Here is a 21,212-nt window from a genome sequence, read left to right as displayed (position 1 = left end):
AAGATCGCCTAAACCACTGCCTTAGCTCCTGTTCTAACAGGTTGTCTAACCCCCTAGGCAGGAGTTACTTTGTGGCCAGCGGCAGAGATGAGTTGCTGAAACGTTTCCTCGGAGGCGGTGGAGTCAATAGTGACGGTTTTAGCCTGAGGATCAATGTCAACATTAGCCTCGGGTTCAGAGGTCAGAATTAGATCTTTCAGCTCCTGCACCGATTGCTGATCGCCCAGGGTTGAAACTTGAAACGTCAATGACATACAGCTTTCTCCAATACTTTGTGCTCATACTCTAATAATCTCGTTGGGCTGCCGCCGTCTGTAGAAGGGCTGAATTCTAGTCTGGGCGTCAGTACAGTTCGACTGTCGCACAAGGCAGTTGTACTCGTGATGGTTCCCGCCATTCTCTTCTTCGCGTTGGCATATGGCCATCGCCCCAAGCAGTTATGCAGAATACCCTGACCGATCTTGGCAATGGCTATATGGCGCTGGCCTAACTCAGTACCGGGGGCAATTCTTCCCCCTTATAGTCGCGGGTGGGCATCGGAAAGCCGCAGGAAGTGCCGTCTTGGTGAACCACCTCATCTTCCCAGGGCAGGCGATAGCGCTCTTTCACCATGTCTTTCATGTAGGTGTAGGGGCAGTCTTGGGCACCGCCTTTGACCGCCACATAGCCGCGGTGGCCAAACTGGTAGATGTTGTTCTCTACACCCCAGTGAATCCGCGCCTCGCGCACCAGGTCGGGTCGCACCTCGGCGGTGATGATTTCGTCGGGGCGGTGACTGCCCATGGCGATGGGCGTGCCGTCGAAGTTGACGATCATACCCTCGCCCATGGAGTCAAAGCTGCCGTCGCTGCCACACATGCACACCGAGGCCGTCACCATCAGGTTGCAAAAGGCGTTAGCCTGGTTGGTGATCTGCCACGAGTGGCGAATGGGGGCGGTGTAGCCCGCCGTGCGAATCATGATCTCGGCTCCTTTGTAGGCGCATTCCCGAGCCATTTCGGGGAACATGCCGTCGTGGCAAATAATCAGTGCCAGCTTGCTGCCGTTGGGGCCGTCGCAGACAGGAATGCCTACGTTTCCAGGTTCCCAGGGTTCTACGGGTATCCAGGGGTGGAGCTTGCGGTAGTAGAGCTTGATTGCGCCCACATTGTCGATAATCAGGCCGCTGTTGTAGGGGTAGCCATCGGGGTTGTACTCCATAATCGAGAAGCAGCCCCAGATATTGCTGTCGATGCAGGCCTGGCGAAAGGCGGCGACCTCGGGGCCACCCAGGCTGCACATGATGGCGGGGTTGGTATCCATCGACAGCCCGTGAAGCGAGTATTCGGGGAACACCACCAGATCCATCGTGGGCAGGTTGCGGCGGGCTTTGGCGACCATCTCGCAAATGCGCTGGGTCTGGGCAGCGAGGTCATCGGGGGTGACGACGTTGGGCAGTTGCATCTGCACCATGCCCAGCACCACACCGTTAGGAGATTTATTGAGGCCACCAAGTCCGCTCATGCTGATATCTCTCTGGAACAACCTGACTCAAAAGTCGAGTAGCACTATAGGGCGATCGCGCCGGGGCGATGGTGTTAGATATTACGCAATACAACGCCCCTTAGGTAGAAGGCTCGCCAACCCACCCCAGGTGCAATCGCTAAGCCAGGCCGGGTATGTTATAAACGTTAAGGAATTATAAGCATTCTCATGGGCCAATCTTTGCCCCATATAAGCTGTTTGCGGCGGTTATCAGAGTTATTGAAGTTTCGGCTTGTTAATATCTCGATTTTGCAATCAAGCTTAGGCTCTGTTCGGTTCCCTACCGGGAGAACAGATTTTTTTTGGGCAAAACAGTCTAGCTCTGATGTGCGCACCTTAACTTCTGTGGAGACTATTCCTTGACTGCAATTTTTGAGCCTTCCGCCAGAGCTGCGGATGTGAACCCCTACAGCGACCTGACCCTAAAGCAGGTTATTCAAACTATTCCTAAAGCCTATTTCCAAAAAGACCCGCGCAAAGCCTGGACTGCTGTAGCGCTCAGTGTGGCAGCTGTGACCCTGGGCTATGTGGCGATCGCCTTTTCCCCTTGGTTTCTTTTGCCGTTTGCCTGGTTTTTGACCGGCACCGCCCTGACCGGCTTTTTTGTGGTGGGCCACGATTGCGGTCATCGTTCTTTTTCTAACCGCCGCTGGGTCAACAACTGGCTGGGGCACATCATGTTTCTGCCGCTGATTTACCCGTTCCACAGCTGGCGGCTGCTGCACGACATTCACCACCGCCACACCAACGACATGGAGATCGACAACGCCTGGGCACCGTGGAGTCAGGAAGAATACTCTGGTGCTGGCGGCTTCTTGCAGGCGGTTTACCGGAGCATGCGGACTTGGCTGTGGTGGCTGGCGTCGGTGGCCCACTGGGGCGCTCTGCACTTTGATCTGCGGAATTTTGAACCCCGTGACCACGGCAAGGTCAAGCGCTCGATCGCGGCGGTGGCAATCTTCGCGCTGGTGTTCTTTCCCACGCTGTTTTACTTCACCGGCCCCTGGGGTGTGGTGAAATTTTGGCTCATGCCCTGGCTGGGCTACCACTTTTGGATGAGCACCTTTACCATGGTGCACCACACCATCCCTGAGATTCAGTTTCGCTACAGCGACACCTGGAACGAGGTCGAATCACAGCTCTCTGGTACTCTCCACTGCGACTATCCCAAGTGGATTGAGGTGCTGTGCCACGACATTAACGTCCATGTTCCCCACCATATTTCAGTTGGCATTCCGTCCTACAACCTGCGGCCTGCCTACGCCGCGCTGCGGGAGAACTGGGCTCCGCTAATGAAGGAAACCAAGTTCTCTTGGGAGTTGATGCAGACGATTACCAAGCGCTGTCACATCTACCATCCGGAGCGGGCTTACCAGACCTTCCGCGAATTGGATTAGTCATCAGCCGCTGAAGGTTGCCTGACGGTAGCCCATGGAGTATCTGTGAACCGGCCCAGCACCCCTGGGCCGGTTTTGTTTTAGCTAGGGACAATTGGTAAACTGCGACACGTTCATTGCTCAAGAGGTGCTTGCGATCGCGACAATCGTGGGTAGCATTAGGAGTCTTGCCGACGCTCGACTTCACCCCTACTCCCCACACCGCTGCACCAACCGCTATGGCCCTGCTGTCTCGCCCGCTGAACACGTTTTTGACGACTGCCGCTGTGGTGCTGGCGGGGCTGGCTGCGGCCCCCATGGCCCGCGCCCAGCAGTTTGAGCAGCAGCCCATTGACCCCAGCCAGGTAGTAGCCATTGCCAGCCCGGTGCGCGACGGGGCGTTTTACAACCTGATGATTTTGACCCAGGTGCCCAACCAGCGACAGTGCTGGCAAGAGCAGGGGCAGCAGAATGGAGTTGTTGCCGTTGACCCGCTGCTGCTGAACTTTGACTTTACTGGGGCCTGCGATCGCAGCACCGACGGCAACGGCTACTCGGTACGCATCAACGGCCAAGATCTGGGGGTGCACTACCGCCTAGAGGTTTCTCCCCGGCAGAATGATCTGGTGCTGTTTGCGAGACCGACGCGCGATCGCAGCGCTCCGCCTATCGAAATTGGCCGCACCAACGGTCGCACCAACGGATTCCTCAAGATTCAGCTCAACCCCGGCTGGCAGATGGCCCGCCGCACCTACAACGGCCAGCCCGTCGGCCACATTTACCTCACCCACGACGCGCCACTAGACGTGCGCCTCGCCACCGGGGCCGCCCCACCCCTGAGTCAGACTCCCACCACGCCACCCGCCGCCCGGCCCACTACTCCTCCGGTGTCTTCGCCGCCGCCCAGCAGCACAGTGGCAACGGGCAACTACTTTCGCGTGGTGGTGCCGATTACGGGGCCAAACACCCTGCAACAGGTGCGCGCTGTAGAGCCCGAAGCCTTTCGCACCACGGTCGATGGCCAGTCGGTAGTGCAGGTGGGACTATTTCGTGAGCAGCAGCGGGCCGACGAAATCTACCGAGCCCTGATCGCCGCCAGCCTACCCGCCAAAATTCTTGGAGCCTCTGCTCCGGCAGTGGCCTCTACACCCACCCTGCCACCGATTCCCCAGGGGTCGGTGGTGGTGGTAATTGACCCCGGCCACGGCGGGCGCGACCCCGGTGCCGTGGGCATCGGCGGCCTGCAAGAGAAGCAGATCAACACCGCCATCTCCAACCGTGTGCAGCAGCAGCTTGCTGCCGCCGGTATTACGGTGTTGATGACCCGCAGCAGCGATGTCTTTGTCGATCTCGACGCCCGCGCCCAGTACGCTAACCGGGCCGGGGCCAACGTCTTCGTCAGCATCCACGCCAACGCCATCAGCATGGATCGCCCTGAGGTCAATGGGCTAGAGACCTACTACTTCTCCAGCGGTGAACGGCTGGCCCGCAGCATTCACAGCGCGGTGCTAGGCAATGTCGGCATGCGCGATCGCGGCGTGCGCACCGCCCGCTTCTACGTGCTGCGCTACACCACCATGCCCTCGGTGCTAGTCGAAACCGGCTTTGTCACCGGGGCCGAAGACGCCGCCCGCTTCCGCGACCCCGCTGCGGTAAATCGGATTGCCGACGGCATTGCGCGGGGGATTTTGAACTATTTGGGGCGGTAATAGACGGTGAAAGCTAATTGGTCTCAGAAACAAACTGCCGGACTGCTTTGACCACAGTTAGATCAGTCTCGGTTTCTCGTAGCGCAACCCAGGCTTGCAGCTGCTCCACCGATACTACAGGGAAGGCCAAACTGCTCTCCAATTCACGGATTTGTTCACCGCGCAAGCCTAAGATTTTGACCTTGCCGTTGCTGTAAAGCCAAAGTTCGGGCACCCCAAGCGCCTGATAAATGACCAATTTCTGATTCGACGCACTGGCAATGTCGACCTCCACCGCCAGGTCTGGCGACAAAATTGGCGGAATCTCAGGATCCAACCCCTGCACTAACCCAGCATTCTGAATAAAAAAGCAGCTGTCGGATTCGATGCCTTTGTCCAAGTCCTCTCGGCTCCAGGTGGTTGAGCCTAAATCGACAATCTCTAGCCCCAGCTCTTCTGCCAAGGCAAAAATAATCTTGCTCAACAGCCGATTGACGATCTCATGGAGCTTACTGGGCATGCGAATCTCCAAGCTGCCAGCGCTGTAGGCCAGACGAGTCGCTCGGCTATCCCCAAGTTCGGCCAAAAGTAGCTGGTAGTGCTGCCAACTCAACCCCGAGACAGTCATAGCGCTGCCGGGCGACAACACAATTTGACTCAGAGGGGTGGCCAAGGCAATAGACATGGGCAAATAACCACACAGCAATGTCAGGATGATAGCAAGGCCGTTCAGGCTTTGGCGATCGCTCCTACACCTCCTCAGCCCTGGTAACAATCCTGTAGGATCAAACTAGCCAGCCAATCCCAGGCACAGCCATGACTTCTGCCAACTTGCTAACTCGCATCACCCAAACGCCTGGCCAATGTGGGGGACGTCCCTGCATTCGAGGAATGCGAATTCGGGTGACTGACGTTTTAGAGATGTTAGCTGAGAACGTCAGTGCTGCGGAAATTTTGGCGGATTTTCCCGATCTAGGGGCTGTCATCAATTAGCTGCTGAACGCTCAAATATCAAGGGTTACAGCCCCTAGACTAATTGCATGAAGATTGGGGTTGATGCTTAGCTATAACTCACGGTTCTCGTCTACCTTCGATACTTTAGCTAAACTCAGGCAGGCTACTCGTTTGCCTCTGCCACAGCCAAGCGCACTCCCAACACAATGAGCGCTGCCCCAGTTAAACGTTCCAGCCAGTGGGCAATAGCCAGAATGTGTCGCTTGAAAATCTGCTGGGAAATCACTACGGCCACCACTGCAAACCAAATCAGGGCGACAGCCGCGACGGTTGCTCCAAAGACCGCTTGCGCTACCATCGGCGTCGCAGGCTGTACGATTTGGGTAAATAGAGCTAGAAAAAAGAGGTTTGCTTTAGGATTTAGCAAATTTCCTAAGAAGCCAATGCGAAACGCTGCCCAACGCCCAATATCTCGCTGCTGCTCAATAGCTTCTGATGCGTTCACGCAGTGTTCCCGAAGGGGAATCACCACTCTCTTGGCATTCAAAGACTTGATGCCAAGATAGATGAGATAAGCTGCGCCAGCCCATTTCAAGACATTAAACAGCAGAATAGATTTTGAAATTACAGCGCCAATGCCAACCAGGGAATAGATGGCATGAACCAGGTTGCCAGCTCCGACGCCGATCGCGGTAAAGATTCCTGCCCGCCGAGAGTAGGCCAGGCTATTGCGCAACGTCAGGGCAAAATCAGGGCCAGGGGTGACAACTGCCACTAAACTGACAGCAAAGACCGTTAACCAAGCTGAGAAGAATGTCATAATTCTCTCCTTGCAAAAGACTTTGGGCGAGAGCCTATCACAGGTTGTTAATCACGAAATGTTTTCCCAACCGACTCGCAAGCGTTTTGGCCAGCACTGGCTCACCGACGAGAAGGTGCTCCATCGCATGCTGGAGGCCGCCGCTGTCACTCGCCAAGACACCGTGCTCGAAATTGGCCCCGGCACCGGAGCGCTGACCCGCTGGCTGCTGCCCCTGGCCAACGCGGTGATCGCCGTCGAGATTGATCGCGACCTGGTTCGTAAGCTCAACAACCAGTTCGCCAAGCACGACAACTTTCGCCTGGTGCCGAGCGACATTCTCGAGCTAGACATTGCTGCCGTCTCGCGCGACAAACACTTTGACTTTGGCCTGCCAAACAAAGTGGTGGCCAACATTCCCTACTACATCACCGGGCCAATTTTAGAAAAGCTGCTGGGCACTCTGGCTACGCCGAACCCAGACCCCTACGACGCGATCGTGCTGCTGGTGCAGAAAGAGGTGGCAGAACGGCTCTACGCTCGCCCTGGCCGCAAAGCCTTCGGAGCCTTATCGGTGCGGGTGCAGTATATGGCCGATTGTGAACTGGTGTGCCCAGTGCCCGCCCGTGCCTTTCAGCCGCCGCCACAGGTGGACTCAGCAGTGGTGAAGATTACACCGCGATCGCCCATCACCCCATCGGATGACCTGGTTGGGTTCGATCGCCTGGTGAAGCTAGGCTTTGGCAGCAAGCGCAAAATGCTGCGCAACAACCTCAAGGGGGTGGTCGATCGCGACGAGCTAGAGGCCATGATGACGGCCCTAGGCATTGAGCCCACCGCCCGCGCCGAAGACCTCAGCGTTGAGCAGTGGGTGGCGCTGAGTAATACAATCCTGAAGCACCCCTGCTGACTTTCTATGCGCTCTTACACGCTGCTGGCCGCCGCCAAAATCAACCTCTATCTCGAAATTGTGGGCAGCCGCCCCGACGGCTTTCACGAGCTGATTATGGTGATGCAGAGCGTCAGTCTGTGCGATCGCATCACCGTGCGCAGTATTGGCGTCGATGAAATTCGGGTGCGCTGCGACCACCCCCTGGTGCCCGCCGATGAAACCAACCTGGCCTACAAGGCAGCGGCCCTGGTCATGGCGCAATTCCCCGGTGCCATGGCCAAGCTGGGCGGTGTTGAAATCACCATCGAAAAGCAGATTCCGGTGGGGGCCGGGCTGGCTGGCGGCTCATCCAACGCGGCGGCGGTGCTGGTGGGGCTAGATCTGCTGTGGAACCTGGGCCTTACTCAAAGCGAGCTGCAAGAGCTGGGGGCTGAGCTAGGGTCAGATATTCCGTTTTGCGTGTCGGGGGGTACGGCGATCGCCACCGGACGCGGCGAACAGCTCGACGCGCTCCCCGGCATCGACAACCTGCACCTGGTGATCGCCAAGTACGAGTCTGAATTTGTCTCGACCCCCTGGGCCTACAAAACCTACCGGGCCGAGTACGGCGACACCTACGTAACCGATGCCAAGGGCTGGCAAGAGCGCCAGGCCCAGGTGCGATCGGGCGAAATGGTGCGGGCGGTGGCCCGTCGCGATGCGATCGCCCTGGGGCAGCACCTCTGCAATGACTTTGAGAAGATTGTGCTAGAGGCCCACCCCAAAACCGCTGACCTCAAGGCCACCATGGCCGACCTCGGCGGGCTCGGCACCCTGATGTCTGGCTCTGGCCCCTCAGTGTTTACCCTGGCTGGGTCTGAGGCCGAGGCTAAGGAGCTAGCAGCTAAGCTGCGGGCGGCCCTGCCAGACCCCGATCTGGGCGTTTGGACGGCTCAGTTTGTGTCCAGTGGGGTGCAGCTCATCAGCTAACCAAAAGGCTGAGAATGGGGCGGCGGCGGCGATGCCCGCCGTGAGCGGGGAGAAGCAACGCTAGAATAGGGAAACTGTTCTTAACCTATCGGGTTTGTCTATGTCGGTTTTAGCTGCGATCGCGGTCATTGCCCTACTGGTGGCCGTTCACGAGGCGGGGCACTTCACAGCCGCTCGGCTACAGGGCATTCACGTCAACCGCTTTGCCATTGGCTTTGGCCCCATCCTGTGGAAGTACCAGGGAGCTGAAACCGAGTATTCCCTGCGGGCCATTCCCCTGGGCGGCTTTGTCGGCTTCCCTGACGACGACCCCGATAGCGAAATCCCCACTAACGACCCCGATCTGCTGAAAAATCGCCCGATTCTCGATCGCGCGATCGTGATCAGCGCCGGAGTGATTGCCAACCTGGTGTTTGCTTACCTGGTGTTTGTGGCCCAGTTTTCCGCTGTGGGCATTCCCGAAACCTTTAATCCCCAACCCGGCATTCTGGTGCCCCAAGTGATCACCGAAAGCTCCCCCGCTGGTCAGGCGGGCATTCGCCCCGGTGACATTCTGGTAGCAGCCAACGGTGAACCTCTAGCCTCCGGCGAAGAGAGCATTCCCTTCTTCATTCAGCTCATCAAAGACAGCCCCAACCAGCCGGTAGAACTTACGGTGCAGCGGGGCGATCGCGAGCTGGATGTGTCGGTAACTCCCGAAGTTGGCCCCGACGGCACGGCAGTAATTGGCGTGCAGCTCCAGCCCAATGGCGACTTTGGCTACCGTCGCCCCAAAAACCCTTTTGAAGTGTTTAGTCTGGCTGCTCAGCAGTTTCAAGACACCCTGGTGCGCACTGTCAAAGGCTTCGTGCAGCTCGTGACCAACTTTGGCGAAATGGCCAGCCAGGTGGCCGGGCCGGTCAAAATTGTCGAACAGGGAGCCGGGTTGGCCAAGAACAGTGCCGCCATGCTGTTCCCCTTCACCGCCATCATCAGCATCAACCTGGCGATCATCAATATTTTGCCCCTGCCTGCATTGGATGGCGGTCAGCTGGCGTTTTTGCTGATTGAAGCCCTGCGCGGCGGCAAGCCCCTGCCCGATCGCATCCAGGAGAACGTCATGCAAACCGGCCTCGTGCTGCTGTTGGGCCTGGGCGTATTTCTCATCGTCCGCGACACCACCCAGCTCGAAATCTTCCAAAATCTGCGGTAATTTTCTCCATGCCAAACCAGCGGCGAGCTTCTAAAAAACAGAGGGCGCTAGAGATTCTTCTTCGTCTCAAGCGACTGTATCCCGAAGCTCCCTGCTCTCTAGATTTTGCCAATCCCCTCCAGCTGATGATTGCCACGATGCTGGCGGCTCAGTGCACCGATGAGCGGGTCAACTTGGTAACTCCGGCCCTATTTGCCGCCTACCCTGATGTTTACGCCTTTGCCGAGGCCGATATCGCCGATTTAGAGCAATTGGTGAAATCCACCGGCTTCTATCGCAACAAAGCCAAAAACATCCGCGCCGCCTGCCAGCGCATCATCACCGAGTACAACGGCGAAGTCCCTTCCCGTATGGAAGATTTAGTCACCCTGCCGGGGGTGGCCCGCAAAACGGCCAACGTCGTACTGGCCCACGGTTTTGGCATTAATGGCGGGGTGACGGTAGACACCCACGTTAAGCGCATCACCAATCTTCTGGGGCTGACCAAGCACGCTGACCCGGTCAAAATCGAGCGCGACCTGATGAAGCTGCTGCCCCAGCCCGACTGGGAAAACTGGTCGATTCGGCTGGTATACCACGGGCGGGCAGTGTGCAATGCCCGCAACCCCAAATGCGATCTGTGTGAACTGGCCGACCTCTGCCCCTCGGCAAAGGTTGTTCCGGTTATTGACTCTATCCAAGTCAGTCCTATCCAAGAGGTGGTTCAGTCCTAGGGATATTTGAGGCTAGATGCGGCAAGATTATTCTAGGCGGGCCTCGGAGGTTTCATTGTGGCTGACCTCTACACCACAGACTTTTACGCTTGGACTCAGGAACAGGCTAATTTTTTGCGGCTGGGCAAGATTGACCATCTCGATCTGGTGAATTTAACTGAGGAAATCGAGTCTTTGGGTAGACAGCAAAAGCAAGAACTCAAGAATCGGTTAGGCGTTCTCCTCGGCCATCTGTTGAAGTGGCAGTATCAGCCCGGCCAGCGCAGCAAAAGCTGGAGATACACGATTAAAGAGCAGCGGCTGCAAATTTTAGATTTGCTCGACCAAAACCCTAGCCTAAAAAGCTTTCAGGACGAAGCTGTTGCCAAGGGCTATCAGCTGGGTTTGCTATTGGTTGGGCGAGAAACATCCCTAGATCCCAAAACTCTACCGGGGCAATGCCCTTTTACCCTAGAGCAACTTTTGGATGACCAATTTCCTGAAGATCTAGATTCCTATAGTTAATGAGTGCACGATGCCGAGGCGATCGCTGCCTTCGGTAAAGTCCGATCACTTTACTGGTGACGAAGGCTTGGTCAGGCTGAGCAGGCCCACGCTGACGGTGACCAGCAGCACCCCTAGCCACTGCACTGGGGATAGCTGCTCTTGCAGCACACCCCAGGCGAGGACGGCGGTGAGGGCCGGATTGGCCGCCCCGAGCATAGAGGCGGCGGTGGCTCCGACGACGCGAATGCCGAGGTTGTTGAGCACGTGGCCGGTGAGGGTGGCGATCGCCGACAGCAAACCCCCCACCCACAGCGCTGGCCACAGCAGGCCCGCCAAATCCCCCGGCCACAGCAGCAGGCTGACTGCCGACAGCACCAGCGTCACAGCAAAACTAATGCCCGTAAACGGCACCGGGTGAAAGGTCTCAAATGCTTTTTGGGCCGCCACGGTGTAAAAGGCGTACACAATGCCCGAGGCTAGGCCAAAGACGACGCCTACCCAGCTTGCGATCGCCGCCCCCGTCATGGGAATGGTCAGCGCGCTGCCCAGCAAAATCAGCGCCAAAATAGCCCAGCGGCTGGTGCTGGGCCGATGACCAAACCAGTACCAGTCCAGCAGTGCCGTATAAACGGGGAACGTAAAAAATAGCGTCAGCGCAATGCCCGCAGCAATCCGCCCCACCGCTACGTACAGCAGTGCCAGGTACGAAAACATCAGCAACCCGCCCACCAGAGCCAAGTAGAGTTCGCGGCGGTAGCTCGTCGACCCCAAGCGACGCAGGTCGCTCCACATGGGCGGGTAAACCGGCGGCAGCAGCACCGCCATCAGGGGCACCCCCACCACCATGCGCATAAACATCAGCAAAAACGAGTTGGGCAGCGTAGGCTCCACAAAGCCGCCAGTCTCCACCACCCCAAACAGGTCAGAGGGGATAAACAAAACCCGCGTGATCAGGTTTTGGGCCCCAAAGCAAACCGTCGCCAGCAAAATTAAGACATAGCCGAGCATGCATCCCCCTGTTCACGCCTCAGGGATGACCCAACGCCAGCGCCCTTAACCACCGCATTCTACGGTAGTCGATAGCTGGCCACCCGCACCACCAAATCCCCCCCCTGGGGATTGTGGGTAAACACAAAGCTGCCCGCTTTGGTTTCGTGACCCGAGAGAAAGTCGATCTGCTGCTCGCCAGTTTCGTCGTCAACCCCGGTGATGTTTAGCTCGGCGGTGACCTGCACCATACGGGCAATGCGACCGCCGGTATTGGTAATGGCAAAGGGCACGTAGTAGCGGCCATCGGTGACCCGCACCGCCTCAGACACCGCTACCGAAAAGGCGGGCGGGCGGTTTTGATTGGTCTGCCAGTCAAAGAGAATTAGCCCCACCAGCCCCAGCAAAATCAGAGCCGCCGCCATAAACGTCACCCACTCGGCGGCGGATCGTTCGGTAAAGCGCCCGGTTGCGTCTGGAGAAGGTGGATTGTCGGGGTAGTCGGGCAAATCCATTAGATAAGGATACGCCCTGCGGCCCCGCCAATGGAGGCTGGGAGTCCTAAAACCAAGACATCACGTAGCCACTCTGACCAGGGGTCGCTGGGGTTGAGCTGCTGGAACAGCACCAGCATGACCACTGAGGCGAGCAGCGCCATCAAATAGGCCACCAGGGTTTCGGTCACGGGGCTAAACAGCAGCCCCCGCTGCCGCCGCTCGGCGCGATCGGTAAACCCCGAGGCAAACACAATGGCGTAGGAGAGGCCGAGCGACGCGCCCATAATCAGCAGCAGCCACAGGGGCGGCAGGGATGCGGCCAGCAGCGGTACCTCTTCGGTGGGGGCAATGCTAAAGGCAATCAGCACCGCGCCAATCAGGGCGGCATCGAAATCGACTAGGGCATCGCGCAGGTTAGCCAGGGTAGGGGAGACCAGCCGCTGCGAGAGGGGGGTCGTGGTGCGGCGCGGGCGATCGCTCCCAGAAGCTCGCCGTTGTTTGCCCTGCAGGGTGGAGCGAGCCAAGGCCACCCCCAGGGCAAAGGGCACGGTCTCAAACACCACCTTACCCAGCATCTCCGACAGGGGAATGTCGAGGGTGATGCGGCGCAGCAGCACCAGGGCTAGGGCGGCACAGACGACCCCAATGGCGACCGCCTCAATGCTTTCTAGCAAGGCCTCTAGGGGGTGCAGGCTGAGGGTCTGGCGAAACCCTTCGACCTGGGTGAGCAGCCCGACGCCAAGGAGGGTAGTGGCCAGCACCGTCAACAGCCACCGGGGGCCAGTCGCAGCCCCAATGGCCCACACCTCAACCGTGTATAACAACGGAATGCCAAATAAAAAGCCGCCTACGGCCCCCTGCAAAACGGCCTGAAACTCGACCAGCCAAATGTTGGGGGAGGGTTGAGGCGTTGCGCCGTCTATTGCGCCGTCTGTGGACTCGACCATGGTGGGCTGTCCCTGGGAATTGAATGTCTTGGGTGGCGGGTAGGCCCACTCTATTTACAGCATATCAAGGGGTTAGGCGATTCCCAAGGGCTCGACTCAGCACCGATCGCCCCGCGATCTACCCGAAACCTTAGGAAAATCTCTAGTATTGGCGGAGTTCCACAAAATGCCCGTTAGCGTGTGAAGGCAAGACCGTGATCTATAGAAAAGCCCCCACCAGTTAAAAGGATAGTTCTATGACCCAGGCTAAACCAGGCGACAACGTCTCGATTCACTACACTGGGAAGCTGCAAGACGGCACCGTGTTTGACTCATCGCGCGATCGCGACCCCCTAGAATTTGCCATTGGCAACGGCGAGGTGATTCCCGGCTTTGAGGCGGCGGTGGTGGGTATGACCCCCGGCGACGCCAAAACCGAAGTGATCGCCGCTGAAAGCGCCTACGGCCCCCACCAGCCAGAGATGGTGATGGTGGTCGAGCGCCGCCAGATTCCCGATGATATCCCCCTAGACGTGGGCCTACAGCTCCAGCTCCAGGGGCCTGAGGGCCAGATGGTGCCCGTAATGGTTACTGATCTCTCGGAGGCCGATGTCACCCTCGATGCCAACCATCCCCTGGCCGGGGAGACCCTGATTTTTGATATCGAACTGGTGGCGATCGGAGCCTGACCCACGGATCAAGTCTCTACTTAAAGCCTCAGTCAATATATGAACTTGAGCCTATCCCCCTCCACCCCAGGGGGATAGTTTTTGCCTGGGCAAAGCACTATGGTGTGGCTGTAGATACCCCCCAGGAGCCCTATGTCTTACGAACTGCCCTCTCTGCCCTACGCCTATGACGCGCTGGAACCCTACATTTCTAAAAGCACCCTAGAGTTTCACCACGATAAGCACCACGCGGCCTACGTCAGCAAGTACAACGATGCCGTCAAAGGCACCGACCACGACAGCAAGCCGATTGAGGATGTGATTAAGGCGATCGCAGGCGACAGCTCCCAACAGGGCTTGTTCAACAACGGTGCCCAAGCCTGGAACCACACCTTCTACTGGAACTCGATGAAGCCCGGCGGCGGCGGCACCCCCACAGGCGACCTAGCCAGCAAAATCGACGCCGATCTTGGCAGCTTCGACAAGTTCGTCGAAGCATTTAAACAGGCTGGGGCCACCCAGTTTGGCAGCGGTTGGGCCTGGCTGGTGCTCGACAACGGCACCCTCAAGGTGACCAAAACCCTCAATGCCGACAACCCCCTCACCGCGGGGCAGGTGCCCCTACTCACCATGGACGTGTGGGAACACGCCTACTACCTCGACTACCAAAACAAGCGCCCCGACTACATCGATAGCTTCCTTAAAAACGTTGCGAATTGGGATTTTGCCGCCAGCAACCTAGCGGCGGCCTAGGCCAACGGCAACACCAAAGGCGTGCTCTGCAATTCATGGGAGGTGGGTTACGGCCCGCCTCTTTCGGTTTAAGGTACAAGGCCGAAGGTCGGCCCCTTGAACCCTATCCTTAGACCCTATACCCTTCCCCGCTATGCTGTTTGCCGAACCCGACTACCCCCATGTGGTGCTGTCCTTTGAGTACCGGGGTTTTCGCCTTGAGCTCGACCAGAGCAGCGAAGATGGCGTGCCGATGTACGCGGTATGGGCCACCTACGCCACCGGCTGTGCGGTGGCGGTGCCGGGGGTGGTCAGCCGATCTGAGGCTATTTACAAGGCTAGACGGTGGGTCGATCGGCGGCTTAGCTCACCGGGTAAGGGCGGTACTGGGCGCTAGACTGGGCTAGCCAGGTCTCGATGGCATCGGAGGTCTGGGGTTTGCCAAACCAGTAGCCCTGGCCGTAGTCACAGCCCAGCCGCTTGAGGGTGCTGACCTGCTGGGGGGTTTCGATGCCCTCGGCGATCGCCCGAAAACCCAGCTGTCGCCCCAGATTGATAATGGTGTGCACAATGGTTTCATGGCTGGAGCTGGTCTGCATTTGGCTGACGAAGGAGCGATCGATCTTCAGGCTGTTAATTGGAAACCGGTACAGGTAGCTGAGGGATGAATAGCCGGTGCCAAAATCGTCAATGCTGAGGGCAATGCCCCGCTGACGCAGGCCGTTGAGGACGCGAATGGTGTCGTCGATATTGTCAATCAGCATGCTTTCGGTGATCTCTAGTACCAGGCTGGCCGACAAAAGCCCGGTTTTTTGCAGAATCTCATCGACTCGACTGAGCAGGCCGGTGTTGTGGAGCTGCAGCGCCGACAGGTTAACGCTCACGGTCAGTTCCTTGGCTTGGTAATGGATGCTCTGCCAGGCAGCCATTTGGCGACAGGCTAGCTCTAGCAGCCAGTAGCTCAGGGGCGCAATCAGCCCGGTTTCTTCCGCCACCGAAATAAATTCTCCAGGCATGATCAGGCCCCGCTGGGGGTGTTGCCACCGCACCAGAGCCTCAAACCCGGTGACCGCTGCGGTTTGCAGATCGACAATGGGCTGGTAGTAGAGCACAAATTCTTCGGGGTGGTTGAGCAGGGCGCGGCGCAGCTCGGTTTCGAGGGTGAGCCGGGCGATCGCGCGATCGTGCATGCCGCTGTCAAACATCCGATAGCCGTCGCGGCCTCCGGCCTTAGCCCGGTACATGGCGGTGTCGGCATCACGAATCAGCTCCAGGGCGCTCTGGTAGCGGTCATCACCCATGACCAGCCCCAGGCTGACGGTGGCAAACATCTGGTGGCTGCTGAGCTGGAAGGGCTGGCGCAGGGTTTCTAATAGCTGCTCGGCCATGGCCTGGGCCACCTCAAAATGGCCAACGTCCTCCAGCAGTACGATAAACTCGTCGCCCCCTAGGCGCACCGCCAGATCGCTCGGGCGCAGCACCTTATTGAGACGGCTGGCCACCTCCATCAGCAGCTCATCGCCAATCAGGTGGCCCAGACTATCGTTGACCACCTTAAAGTGGTCGATGTCTAAGAACAGCAGGGCAAAGCGGTACTGACGCTGCTGGTGAGCCCGCCTCAGGGCTGTCTCTAAACGCTCTTGCAGCTGCTTGCGGTTGGGCAACCCGGTAAGGCTGTCGTGGCAGGCGTCGTGCTCGAGCTGGCGGCGCAGCCGCACCTGGTCAGTGACGTCGCGGGAGGCGGTCTGGAGCTGCACCACCGCCCCAGTCGCATCGACGATGGGCCGGGTAAAGGTCTCTAGCCAGATGTAGTGGCCCTGGCAATGGCGTATACGATACACGATCGGCCCTGGCTCTAAAGCCTCTAACGAGGGGGATTGGAGAGACGCCTGGCACTGGTCTAGATCGTCGGGGTGCACCAGGCTACAGGGCTGGAGCCCAATCAGATCGTCGGGGGTGTAGCCCAGCAGCCATTCCACCGAGGGGCTGACATAGAGATAGTTGCCATCCATCCCGTGGAGACAGACCAGATCGCTCATATTTTCGGCCATCAGGCGAAATAGCGCCGCTTGCTGCTGAATTGCGACATTGGCCTGCTCGACCTGAGCCTTTGACCGTTGCAGGTCGCTAAAGGATGACTCTAGCCGCGCCGCCATCCGGTTAAAAGCCAGGGCCAGCCCCTCTAGCTCTTGCAGCCCGGTATGGCCAATGGTCTGGTTCAAGTTGCCCTCCGCGATCGCCCGCGAGGCCGAACCAAAGGCCGTCAGGGGACGGGTAATCCAGCGGCTGGTGTAGAGGCCCGAGGCGATCGCCCCAGCCAGGGCCAGGGCGCAGAGGGCAATGGTATTGCGGCGGCTGGCCTCGATCTCTCCCATAAAGTCACCCTCGGGCATAATCACTACGATTAGCCAGTCCAGGCCGTAGCCATCCTTGAGAGGAACCACCTGCATAAACTGCCGCTCGCGATCGAGCCAAAACTCCGTCTGCTGAGGCAGAATGCTTCCCCACTCGCCCCCCGACTGGTTCAGCAACAGCCGAGCACTGGCGCGAATGCGCGGGTCTGGGCTCGTGACCGAGTAGACCCGCTGGGGCCGCCCGTCTACCACAGTGAAAGACTTGGCGTCGTTAGAGGTGGCCACCAGTAGGCCAGAGCGCTCCATAATAAAAGCCTGGCCATGCTCACTAATGGGTATTTCCCGTAGAAATTTGCTGATGTGGGTGAGAAAAAAGTTGTTGCCCAGCACCCCAATCAACTGGCCGTCGTCGCCATATACAGGCCGAGAGGCCGAGAGGGCCAGCACCGGGTAGGCATGGTAAGGAAAAATCTCTCCCCAGGCTGGGCCTTTGGCCTGCACGGCCGCCCGATACCAGGGCCGAGCTGAGGTATTCCAACTGGGGGTAGACGAAACGATGCGGGTAGCCTGGCCAGTTGCGGCATCGACCTCCGCAAACTGAATGTGGTTGTCGAGGGCAGGGCCGGCCTGCATGCGCTGGTGTGCCTGCTGGCCTAGATTCGTGTGGCCCACAAATTCGCCATTGGCATTGCCAAACATGATCGAGTCGATGTGGGTAAACGTGTGCGACTGCTGCATAAAGTGGCGAAACAGCGCCTCGGGGTCGCCAGGGTCAACCTGGTCCAGGGCAATGGCGTCGTAGTTGATCTGGTTGACCAGGTGGGATGTGGCCAATAGATGCTCTATCTCCTGCTCAATATGATGGGAAACCGTGGCGCGCAGCTGACTCGCCACCTCGTTCACCGCCCGCTGCCCGTGGCGCAGCGATAGCCACCCCGTCAGCCCCACCGCCACAGAGACTTGCAGCACAAAGGGGACAACAATCAGCAGTCGCAGCGGGAGGCGGCTAAAAGTACCTCGATTTGGCAATGCGGGAAAACGACGCCCCATGTAGCAGGTGTTACCAACAGTCCTATTAGTATTCCTGCCGGGGGCTGAAACTAAGCGATCGACATCACAATTAACGAACCGGTGAGACTCCAAGTTGCAGTCATTAGCCCAAGCGCCCTGCCACAAAAGCTTCTAGACGATCCATGCCCTCTAGAATGGTCTCCATATCGGTGGCGTAGGAAATGCGAATGGTACCCTCAGCCCCAAAGGCGATGCCCGGAATGGCGGCTACGTACTTTTCGTCGAGCAATTGGGTACAAAAATCGAGGGAGGGAATGCCCAGGGCGCTGATGTCGATATACAGGTAAAAGGCCCCCTCAGGCTCGCCGCAGCTCAGACTATCAATGGCCCGACACCGGTCGATGATAGCCTGTCGCCGCTTGGCAAAAGCATGGCCCATGGTAGCGATGCAGTCTTGGGGGCCTTCGAGGGCGGCGATCGCCCCGTACTGGGCAAAGGTGCACACATTCGACGTGCTGTGGCCCTGCACCGTGGCCACCGCCTTGATCAACTCCGCTGGCCCCGCCAGGTATCCCACCCGCCAGCCGGTCATTGAGTAGGCTTTGGCGAAGCCGTTGCTAATAATCGTGTGCTCAAAGGCCTCGGGTGACACAGCCCCAATGCTGAGGTGGGTCGCCTCGTCATAGAGAATTTTTTCGTAGATTTCGTCAGAGACCACCCAGATGTCGGCCTCTACCACTACCGCCGCCAGCGCCGCAATTTCGGCGGGGGAATAGACCATGCCCGTGGGGTTGGAGGGGGAGTTGAGAATAAACAGTTTGGTCTGGGGGGTAATTGCCTGGCGCAGCTGCTCGGGGGTAATGCGGTAGTTTTGCTCGGCGGTGGTGGGCACAATCACCGGTGTGCCCCCCGCCAGCTTCACCATCTCGGGGTAGCTCAGCCAGTAGGGGGCCGGAATGATCACCTCGTCGCCGGGTTCGATCAGGGCCATCATCAGGCCGTAAAGGGAATGCTTGCCGCCGTTGGTGACAATGACATTTTCAGGGCCGTAGCAGAGACTGTTGTCGTGCTGAAGCTTATTGGCGATCGCCTGGCGCAGGGCGGGTTCGCCCGCCGCTGGGCCGTAGCGAGTTTTGCCTGCATCGAGGGCGTCCTTGGCCGCCGCCTTGATGTGGTCGGGGGTGTCAAAATCGGGTTCGCCAGCGCTAAAGCTGCACACCGGCAGGCCTTCGGTCTTCATGGCCTTGGCTCGGGCCGAGATCGCCAGGGTCATCGACGGCGTTACGCAGGTTACACGGTTTGCCAGGGCTAATCGGGGCACGGCCAGACCTCAACGAACATGGCTATCGGCTTCCCCAGAACAGTGGTTCGTTGGGCCTCTAACCGGGACATCATTTATATTCCCCATAGATTAGATCGTTTGGTCGGTTCTGGCCATTGCCGTCGGGGGTTTTTCTGCCGGGGCGATCGCATTTATCTAGAGCTGCTGACAGCGGCGGCGGGGGCTTCCTCCTTCAAAAATAAGATTCGGTAAACATGCCTTCATCATTTACCGCGACGTTCGAAGCTCGGTTCGGCCCCTCAAACCCCTGTTATAGGCCAGGTGTAGCTTGAGCAACGCATGGCCCGGGCCAGCCTAAAGTCGTGCCGGAGATGACTAAATCTGAGAAATCCGCAGATTTACGGATAAAGATTTTCCTGACTAAGGAGGGACAGGTTTGTAACTAGGACTAGAAGCGCTAACAAGGCCACGTCCTATGCACCCTTCCTCCCCCTGTTCTTTGATGACTCGCCTGGCCTGCGCCGCTAGCCTGGGCCTGATGATGACGACTGCCCCTCTGGGCCTATCTGCACTCCACGCTAGCTTTGGGGCTACGTCGCAAGCAGCCGCTGGGGCTGAGGACGATCGCGGCAGCGGTCGTCTCAGCCGGGTACCAGTGATCGCAGACTGGCTCAGCTTTCGCGGCAGTGGTCGGGTTGCCCCCACCCCTCCGCCCTCCCATGGCTGGGGCAGCCCCGTTGCCTACCGCGGCAGCGGCAGAATTACCGAACCCCGAACTGCCTAAAGCTCCCTGGTTGGTACCAGGCTAGGGGCGTGACGGGGTTCTATAGTCCCGCGCCCTCAACCTAGATGAAATTAACCTGCAATAAGGGGTCAATTTTGCAGGTTTTGAGTCACACTTAAACGTAATCAGGTTGTAACTTACTTGGCCAGCGGCTCAGCCGTAGGAGCCTTGTCAAAGCTTTAAATAAGTCCAGCGTACGTATATTTCATTTTTATATTGCATATTCCATGGTGCATCTTCTTGCAGAGCATTTAGATTAAGCTGTATCTGCTATTTCTGGCGATTTTCAGTGGTTTTGCACCCTTAGCAGCGGGGGTCGCGGTGCCGCCTGTTGTTCTGAGTTTTCCCAAGTCCGATGGCTGAACCTCTTGTCTCAACGTCTCTATCTCCTCTCGCGGTGGAAGATGAGGCGCTCATTCGCCGCCTCAGCCCCAGCGCTATCGACCAGATATTGCTATACATCGCCTTCAGCGCTATGCGCACCGGGGGGCATCGCCACGGGGCCTTTTTAGATGCGGCGGCCACCGCCGCCAAGTGCGCCATATATATGACCTATCTAGAGCAGGGCGAAAACCTGCGGATGACGGGGCACCTGCACCACATTGAGCCCAAGCGGGTTAAGGCCATTGTCGAAGAGATGCGCCAGGCGCTCACCGAGGGTAAGTTGCTTAAAATGCTGGGTTCCCAAGAACCCCGCTACCTGATCCAGTTTCCCTACATGTGGCTGCGGCGTTACCCCTGGCAGCCAGGGCAGTCGCGGGTCGCGGGCACCTCGTTGACCACCGACGAAAAGGCGCTGTTAGAGAGCAAGCTGCCCTCACCCTGCCCCGAGGCCCGCGTCATCAACTCGTTTCAATTTTTAGAGCTGATCGAAATTCTCCATGAGAAGTCCCAGGACGACCTGTCCGTAGAGCATCGCGTGCCCCTCAGCGAAGCGCTGGCGGAGCATATTCGGCGGCGGCTGATCTATTCGGGGACTGTGGTGCGCATTGATGCCTCCTGGGGAGCCTCGTACTACGGGCTGGCTCGGTCTTCCTACGCCCCGGTCGATGACCAAGAGCGCATGTACGCTATGGTCGAAGATACCGCCCAGTATTTTCGCATGATGCGGGAGTGGGCCAACTGCATTCCTGGCACTATGCGGGTGTTGGAAGAGTTGGATATTCCCGCTGCCGATCGCGACACCGCGCTGCAAGAACTGGACGAAGTGATTCGCTCCTGGGCCGACAAGTACCACCATCCGGGGGGTGAGCCCACGCTCCTGCAAATGGTGATTGGCCACCACATCAAGTAGACTGTGCGGTGCGCACTTCCCTAACTGAAAAGCGGCCTAGTCTTAGGGACTAGGCCGCTTTTTGGCTGCTTCCACTTTCAGGAC

General features: G+C 58.3%; 22 protein-coding genes. 13 read left to right on the top strand and 9 right to left on the bottom strand.

Features of this window, described 5'->3' with window-relative positions; all coding sequences use genetic code 11:
- Positions 1-53: 53 nt before the first annotated feature.
- Both VB780_RS21460 and VB780_RS21455 read right to left on the bottom strand, forming a co-directional pair.
- Complete coding sequence (locus VB780_RS21460) at positions 54-254, bottom strand: heavy metal transport/detoxification protein (RefSeq protein WP_323353222.1); 201 nt, start codon at positions 252-254, stop codon at positions 54-56.
- A 232-nt stretch (positions 255-486) separates the two neighbouring features.
- Entirely contained in the window at positions 487-1,503 is a 1,017-nt protein-coding gene (locus VB780_RS21455) for a formamidase (RefSeq protein WP_323353221.1), read from the bottom strand.
- 380 nt (positions 1,504-1,883) lie between these two features.
- Between VB780_RS21455 and VB780_RS21450 the strand changes: the two genes are divergently transcribed.
- Positions 1,884-2,921, top strand: coding sequence for a fatty acid desaturase (locus VB780_RS21450; protein WP_323353220.1), 1,038 nt, complete (start codon positions 1,884-1,886; stop codon positions 2,919-2,921).
- 167 nt (positions 2,922-3,088) lie between these two features.
- A complete protein-coding gene (locus tag VB780_RS21445) occupies positions 3,089-4,609 on the top strand; it encodes a DUF3747 domain-containing protein (protein WP_323353219.1) in 1,521 nt (506 codons plus the stop codon).
- A 13-nt stretch (positions 4,610-4,622) separates the two neighbouring features.
- Here the strand turns inward: VB780_RS21445 and VB780_RS21440 are convergent, their stop codons facing one another.
- Positions 4,623-5,273: a Uma2 family endonuclease gene (locus VB780_RS21440; protein ID WP_323353218.1), complete on the bottom strand. Its 651-nt coding sequence runs from the start codon at positions 5,271-5,273 to the stop codon at positions 4,623-4,625.
- A gap of 131 nt (positions 5,274-5,404) precedes the next feature.
- On the opposite strand from VB780_RS21440, the gene VB780_RS21435 reads away from it, so the two are divergent.
- On the top strand, positions 5,405-5,581 hold the full coding sequence (locus tag VB780_RS21435) for a DUF433 domain-containing protein (protein WP_323353217.1): 177 nt from the start codon (positions 5,405-5,407) through the stop codon (positions 5,579-5,581).
- A 124-nt stretch (positions 5,582-5,705) separates the two neighbouring features.
- Here the strand turns inward: VB780_RS21435 and VB780_RS21430 are convergent, their stop codons facing one another.
- Positions 5,706-6,362, bottom strand: a complete 657-nt coding sequence (locus tag VB780_RS21430; RefSeq protein ID WP_323353216.1) for a LysE family transporter — start codon at positions 6,360-6,362, stop codon at positions 5,706-5,708.
- A gap of 58 nt (positions 6,363-6,420) precedes the next feature.
- Here VB780_RS21430 and rsmA point away from each other — a divergent pair, with 58 nt between their 5' ends.
- From rsmA to VB780_RS21405, 5 genes are all read left to right on the top strand, one after another.
- The gene (gene rsmA / locus VB780_RS21425) at positions 6,421-7,251 is read left to right on the top strand and encodes a 16S rRNA (adenine(1518)-N(6)/adenine(1519)-N(6))-dimethyltransferase RsmA (RefSeq protein WP_323353215.1); all 831 of its coding nucleotides are present in this window, start codon (positions 6,421-6,423) and stop codon (positions 7,249-7,251) included.
- Between the two features lie 6 nt (positions 7,252-7,257).
- Positions 7,258-8,202, top strand: coding sequence for a 4-(cytidine 5'-diphospho)-2-C-methyl-D-erythritol kinase (gene ispE / locus VB780_RS21420; RefSeq protein WP_323353214.1), 945 nt, complete (start codon positions 7,258-7,260; stop codon positions 8,200-8,202).
- 100 nt (positions 8,203-8,302) lie between these two features.
- Positions 8,303-9,394 (top strand): RIP metalloprotease RseP, encoded by a 1,092-nt coding sequence (rseP, locus tag VB780_RS21415; protein WP_323353213.1) that lies wholly within the window; start codon positions 8,303-8,305, stop codon positions 9,392-9,394.
- 8 nt (positions 9,395-9,402) lie between these two features.
- Positions 9,403-10,107, top strand: coding sequence for an endonuclease III (gene nth, locus VB780_RS21410; protein ID WP_323353212.1), 705 nt, complete (start codon positions 9,403-9,405; stop codon positions 10,105-10,107).
- Between the two features lie 57 nt (positions 10,108-10,164).
- Positions 10,165-10,611, top strand: coding sequence for a DUF29 domain-containing protein (locus tag VB780_RS21405; RefSeq protein WP_323353211.1), 447 nt, complete (start codon positions 10,165-10,167; stop codon positions 10,609-10,611).
- A 45-nt stretch (positions 10,612-10,656) separates the two neighbouring features.
- Here the strand turns inward: VB780_RS21405 and VB780_RS21400 are convergent, their stop codons facing one another.
- From VB780_RS21400 to VB780_RS21390, 3 genes are read right to left on the bottom strand one after another with little or no spacing between them, the layout of a single operon-like run.
- Entirely contained in the window at positions 10,657-11,601 is a 945-nt protein-coding gene (locus tag VB780_RS21400; protein WP_323353210.1) for a DMT family transporter, read from the bottom strand.
- 59 nt (positions 11,602-11,660) lie between these two features.
- Positions 11,661-12,095 carry a TIGR02588 family protein gene (locus VB780_RS21395; protein ID WP_323353209.1) on the bottom strand — a complete coding sequence of 145 codons (435 nt, stop codon included), beginning with the start codon at positions 12,093-12,095 and terminating at the stop codon, positions 11,661-11,663.
- The gene (locus VB780_RS21390) at positions 12,095-13,024 is read right to left on the bottom strand and encodes a TIGR02587 family membrane protein (protein WP_323353208.1); all 930 of its coding nucleotides are present in this window, start codon (positions 13,022-13,024) and stop codon (positions 12,095-12,097) included. The genes VB780_RS21395 and VB780_RS21390 overlap by 1 nt, the downstream gene beginning before the upstream one ends.
- 236 nt (positions 13,025-13,260) lie before the next feature.
- Here VB780_RS21390 and VB780_RS21385 point away from each other — a divergent pair, with 236 nt between their 5' ends.
- The 3 genes from VB780_RS21385 to VB780_RS21375 all read left to right on the top strand — a co-directional run bounded on the left by VB780_RS21385 (position 13,261) and on the right by VB780_RS21375 (position 14,800).
- Positions 13,261-13,692, top strand: coding sequence for a peptidylprolyl isomerase (locus VB780_RS21385; protein ID WP_323353207.1), 432 nt, complete (start codon positions 13,261-13,263; stop codon positions 13,690-13,692).
- 132 nt (positions 13,693-13,824) lie between these two features.
- Positions 13,825-14,424 carry a superoxide dismutase gene (locus VB780_RS21380; RefSeq protein ID WP_323353206.1) on the top strand — a complete coding sequence of 200 codons (600 nt, stop codon included), beginning with the start codon at positions 13,825-13,827 and terminating at the stop codon, positions 14,422-14,424.
- Between the two features lie 133 nt (positions 14,425-14,557).
- On the top strand, positions 14,558-14,800 hold the full coding sequence (locus VB780_RS21375; RefSeq protein ID WP_323353205.1) for a hypothetical protein: 243 nt from the start codon (positions 14,558-14,560) through the stop codon (positions 14,798-14,800).
- Here VB780_RS21375 and VB780_RS21370 read toward each other — a convergent pair.
- Together VB780_RS21370 and VB780_RS21365 are read right to left on the bottom strand one after the other, a co-directional pair.
- Positions 14,766-17,807, bottom strand: a complete 3,042-nt coding sequence (locus VB780_RS21370; RefSeq protein ID WP_323353204.1) for an EAL domain-containing protein — start codon at positions 17,805-17,807, stop codon at positions 14,766-14,768. The genes VB780_RS21375 and VB780_RS21370 overlap by 35 nt on opposite strands.
- Positions 17,808-17,910: 103 nt before the next feature.
- Positions 17,911-19,089 (bottom strand): pyridoxal phosphate-dependent aminotransferase, encoded by a 1,179-nt coding sequence (locus VB780_RS21365; protein WP_323353203.1) that lies wholly within the window; start codon positions 19,087-19,089, stop codon positions 17,911-17,913.
- A 436-nt stretch (positions 19,090-19,525) separates the two neighbouring features.
- On the opposite strand from VB780_RS21365, the gene VB780_RS21360 reads away from it, so the two are divergent.
- Both VB780_RS21360 and hetR read left to right on the top strand, forming a co-directional pair.
- On the top strand, positions 19,526-19,834 hold the full coding sequence (locus VB780_RS21360) for a hypothetical protein (RefSeq protein ID WP_323353202.1): 309 nt from the start codon (positions 19,526-19,528) through the stop codon (positions 19,832-19,834).
- 355 nt (positions 19,835-20,189) lie between these two features.
- Complete coding sequence (gene hetR / locus VB780_RS21355; protein WP_323353201.1) at positions 20,190-21,128, top strand: heterocyst differentiation master regulator HetR; 939 nt, start codon at positions 20,190-20,192, stop codon at positions 21,126-21,128.
- The last annotated feature ends 84 nt before the right edge of the window (positions 21,129-21,212 follow it).

Origin of the sequence: Leptolyngbya sp. CCNP1308, from assembly GCF_034932455.1 — a bacterium.
GTDB lineage: Bacteria > Cyanobacteriota > Cyanobacteriia > Phormidesmidales > Phormidesmidaceae > Nodosilinea.
This window is presented reverse-complemented; position numbering and strand designations above follow the sequence as displayed.

Coding starts and splice junctions, on each gene's coding strand:
- VB780_RS21430 (WP_323353216.1), bottom strand. CDS start 6,362: ATGACATTCTTCTCAGCTTGGTTAACGGTCTTTGCTGTCAGTTTAGTG.
- VB780_RS21360 (WP_323353202.1), top strand. CDS start 19,526: ATGCACCCTTCCTCCCCCTGTTCTTTGATGACTCGCCTGGCCTGCGCC.
- VB780_RS21385 (WP_323353207.1), top strand. CDS start 13,261: ATGACCCAGGCTAAACCAGGCGACAACGTCTCGATTCACTACACTGGG.
- VB780_RS21380 (WP_323353206.1), top strand. CDS start 13,825: ATGTCTTACGAACTGCCCTCTCTGCCCTACGCCTATGACGCGCTGGAA.
- VB780_RS21370 (WP_323353204.1), bottom strand. CDS start 17,807: ATGGGGCGTCGTTTTCCCGCATTGCCAAATCGAGGTACTTTTAGCCGC.
- VB780_RS21400 (WP_323353210.1), bottom strand. CDS start 11,601: ATGCTCGGCTATGTCTTAATTTTGCTGGCGACGGTTTGCTTTGGGGCC.
- VB780_RS21395 (WP_323353209.1), bottom strand. CDS start 12,095: ATGGATTTGCCCGACTACCCCGACAATCCACCTTCTCCAGACGCAACC.
- VB780_RS21455 (WP_323353221.1), bottom strand. CDS start 1,503: ATGAGCGGACTTGGTGGCCTCAATAAATCTCCTAACGGTGTGGTGCTG.
- VB780_RS21390 (WP_323353208.1), bottom strand. CDS start 13,024: ATGGTCGAGTCCACAGACGGCGCAATAGACGGCGCAACGCCTCAACCC.
- nth (WP_323353212.1), top strand. CDS start 9,403: ATGCCAAACCAGCGGCGAGCTTCTAAAAAACAGAGGGCGCTAGAGATT.
- rsmA (WP_323353215.1), top strand. CDS start 6,421: ATGTTTTCCCAACCGACTCGCAAGCGTTTTGGCCAGCACTGGCTCACC.
- VB780_RS21440 (WP_323353218.1), bottom strand. CDS start 5,273: ATGTCTATTGCCTTGGCCACCCCTCTGAGTCAAATTGTGTTGTCGCCC.
- VB780_RS21435 (WP_323353217.1), top strand. CDS start 5,405: ATGACTTCTGCCAACTTGCTAACTCGCATCACCCAAACGCCTGGCCAA.
- hetR (WP_323353201.1), top strand. CDS start 20,190: ATGGCTGAACCTCTTGTCTCAACGTCTCTATCTCCTCTCGCGGTGGAA.
- ispE (WP_323353214.1), top strand. CDS start 7,258: ATGCGCTCTTACACGCTGCTGGCCGCCGCCAAAATCAACCTCTATCTC.
- rseP (WP_323353213.1), top strand. CDS start 8,303: ATGTCGGTTTTAGCTGCGATCGCGGTCATTGCCCTACTGGTGGCCGTT.
- VB780_RS21375 (WP_323353205.1), top strand. CDS start 14,558: ATGCTGTTTGCCGAACCCGACTACCCCCATGTGGTGCTGTCCTTTGAG.
- VB780_RS21460 (WP_323353222.1), bottom strand. CDS start 254: ATGTCATTGACGTTTCAAGTTTCAACCCTGGGCGATCAGCAATCGGTG.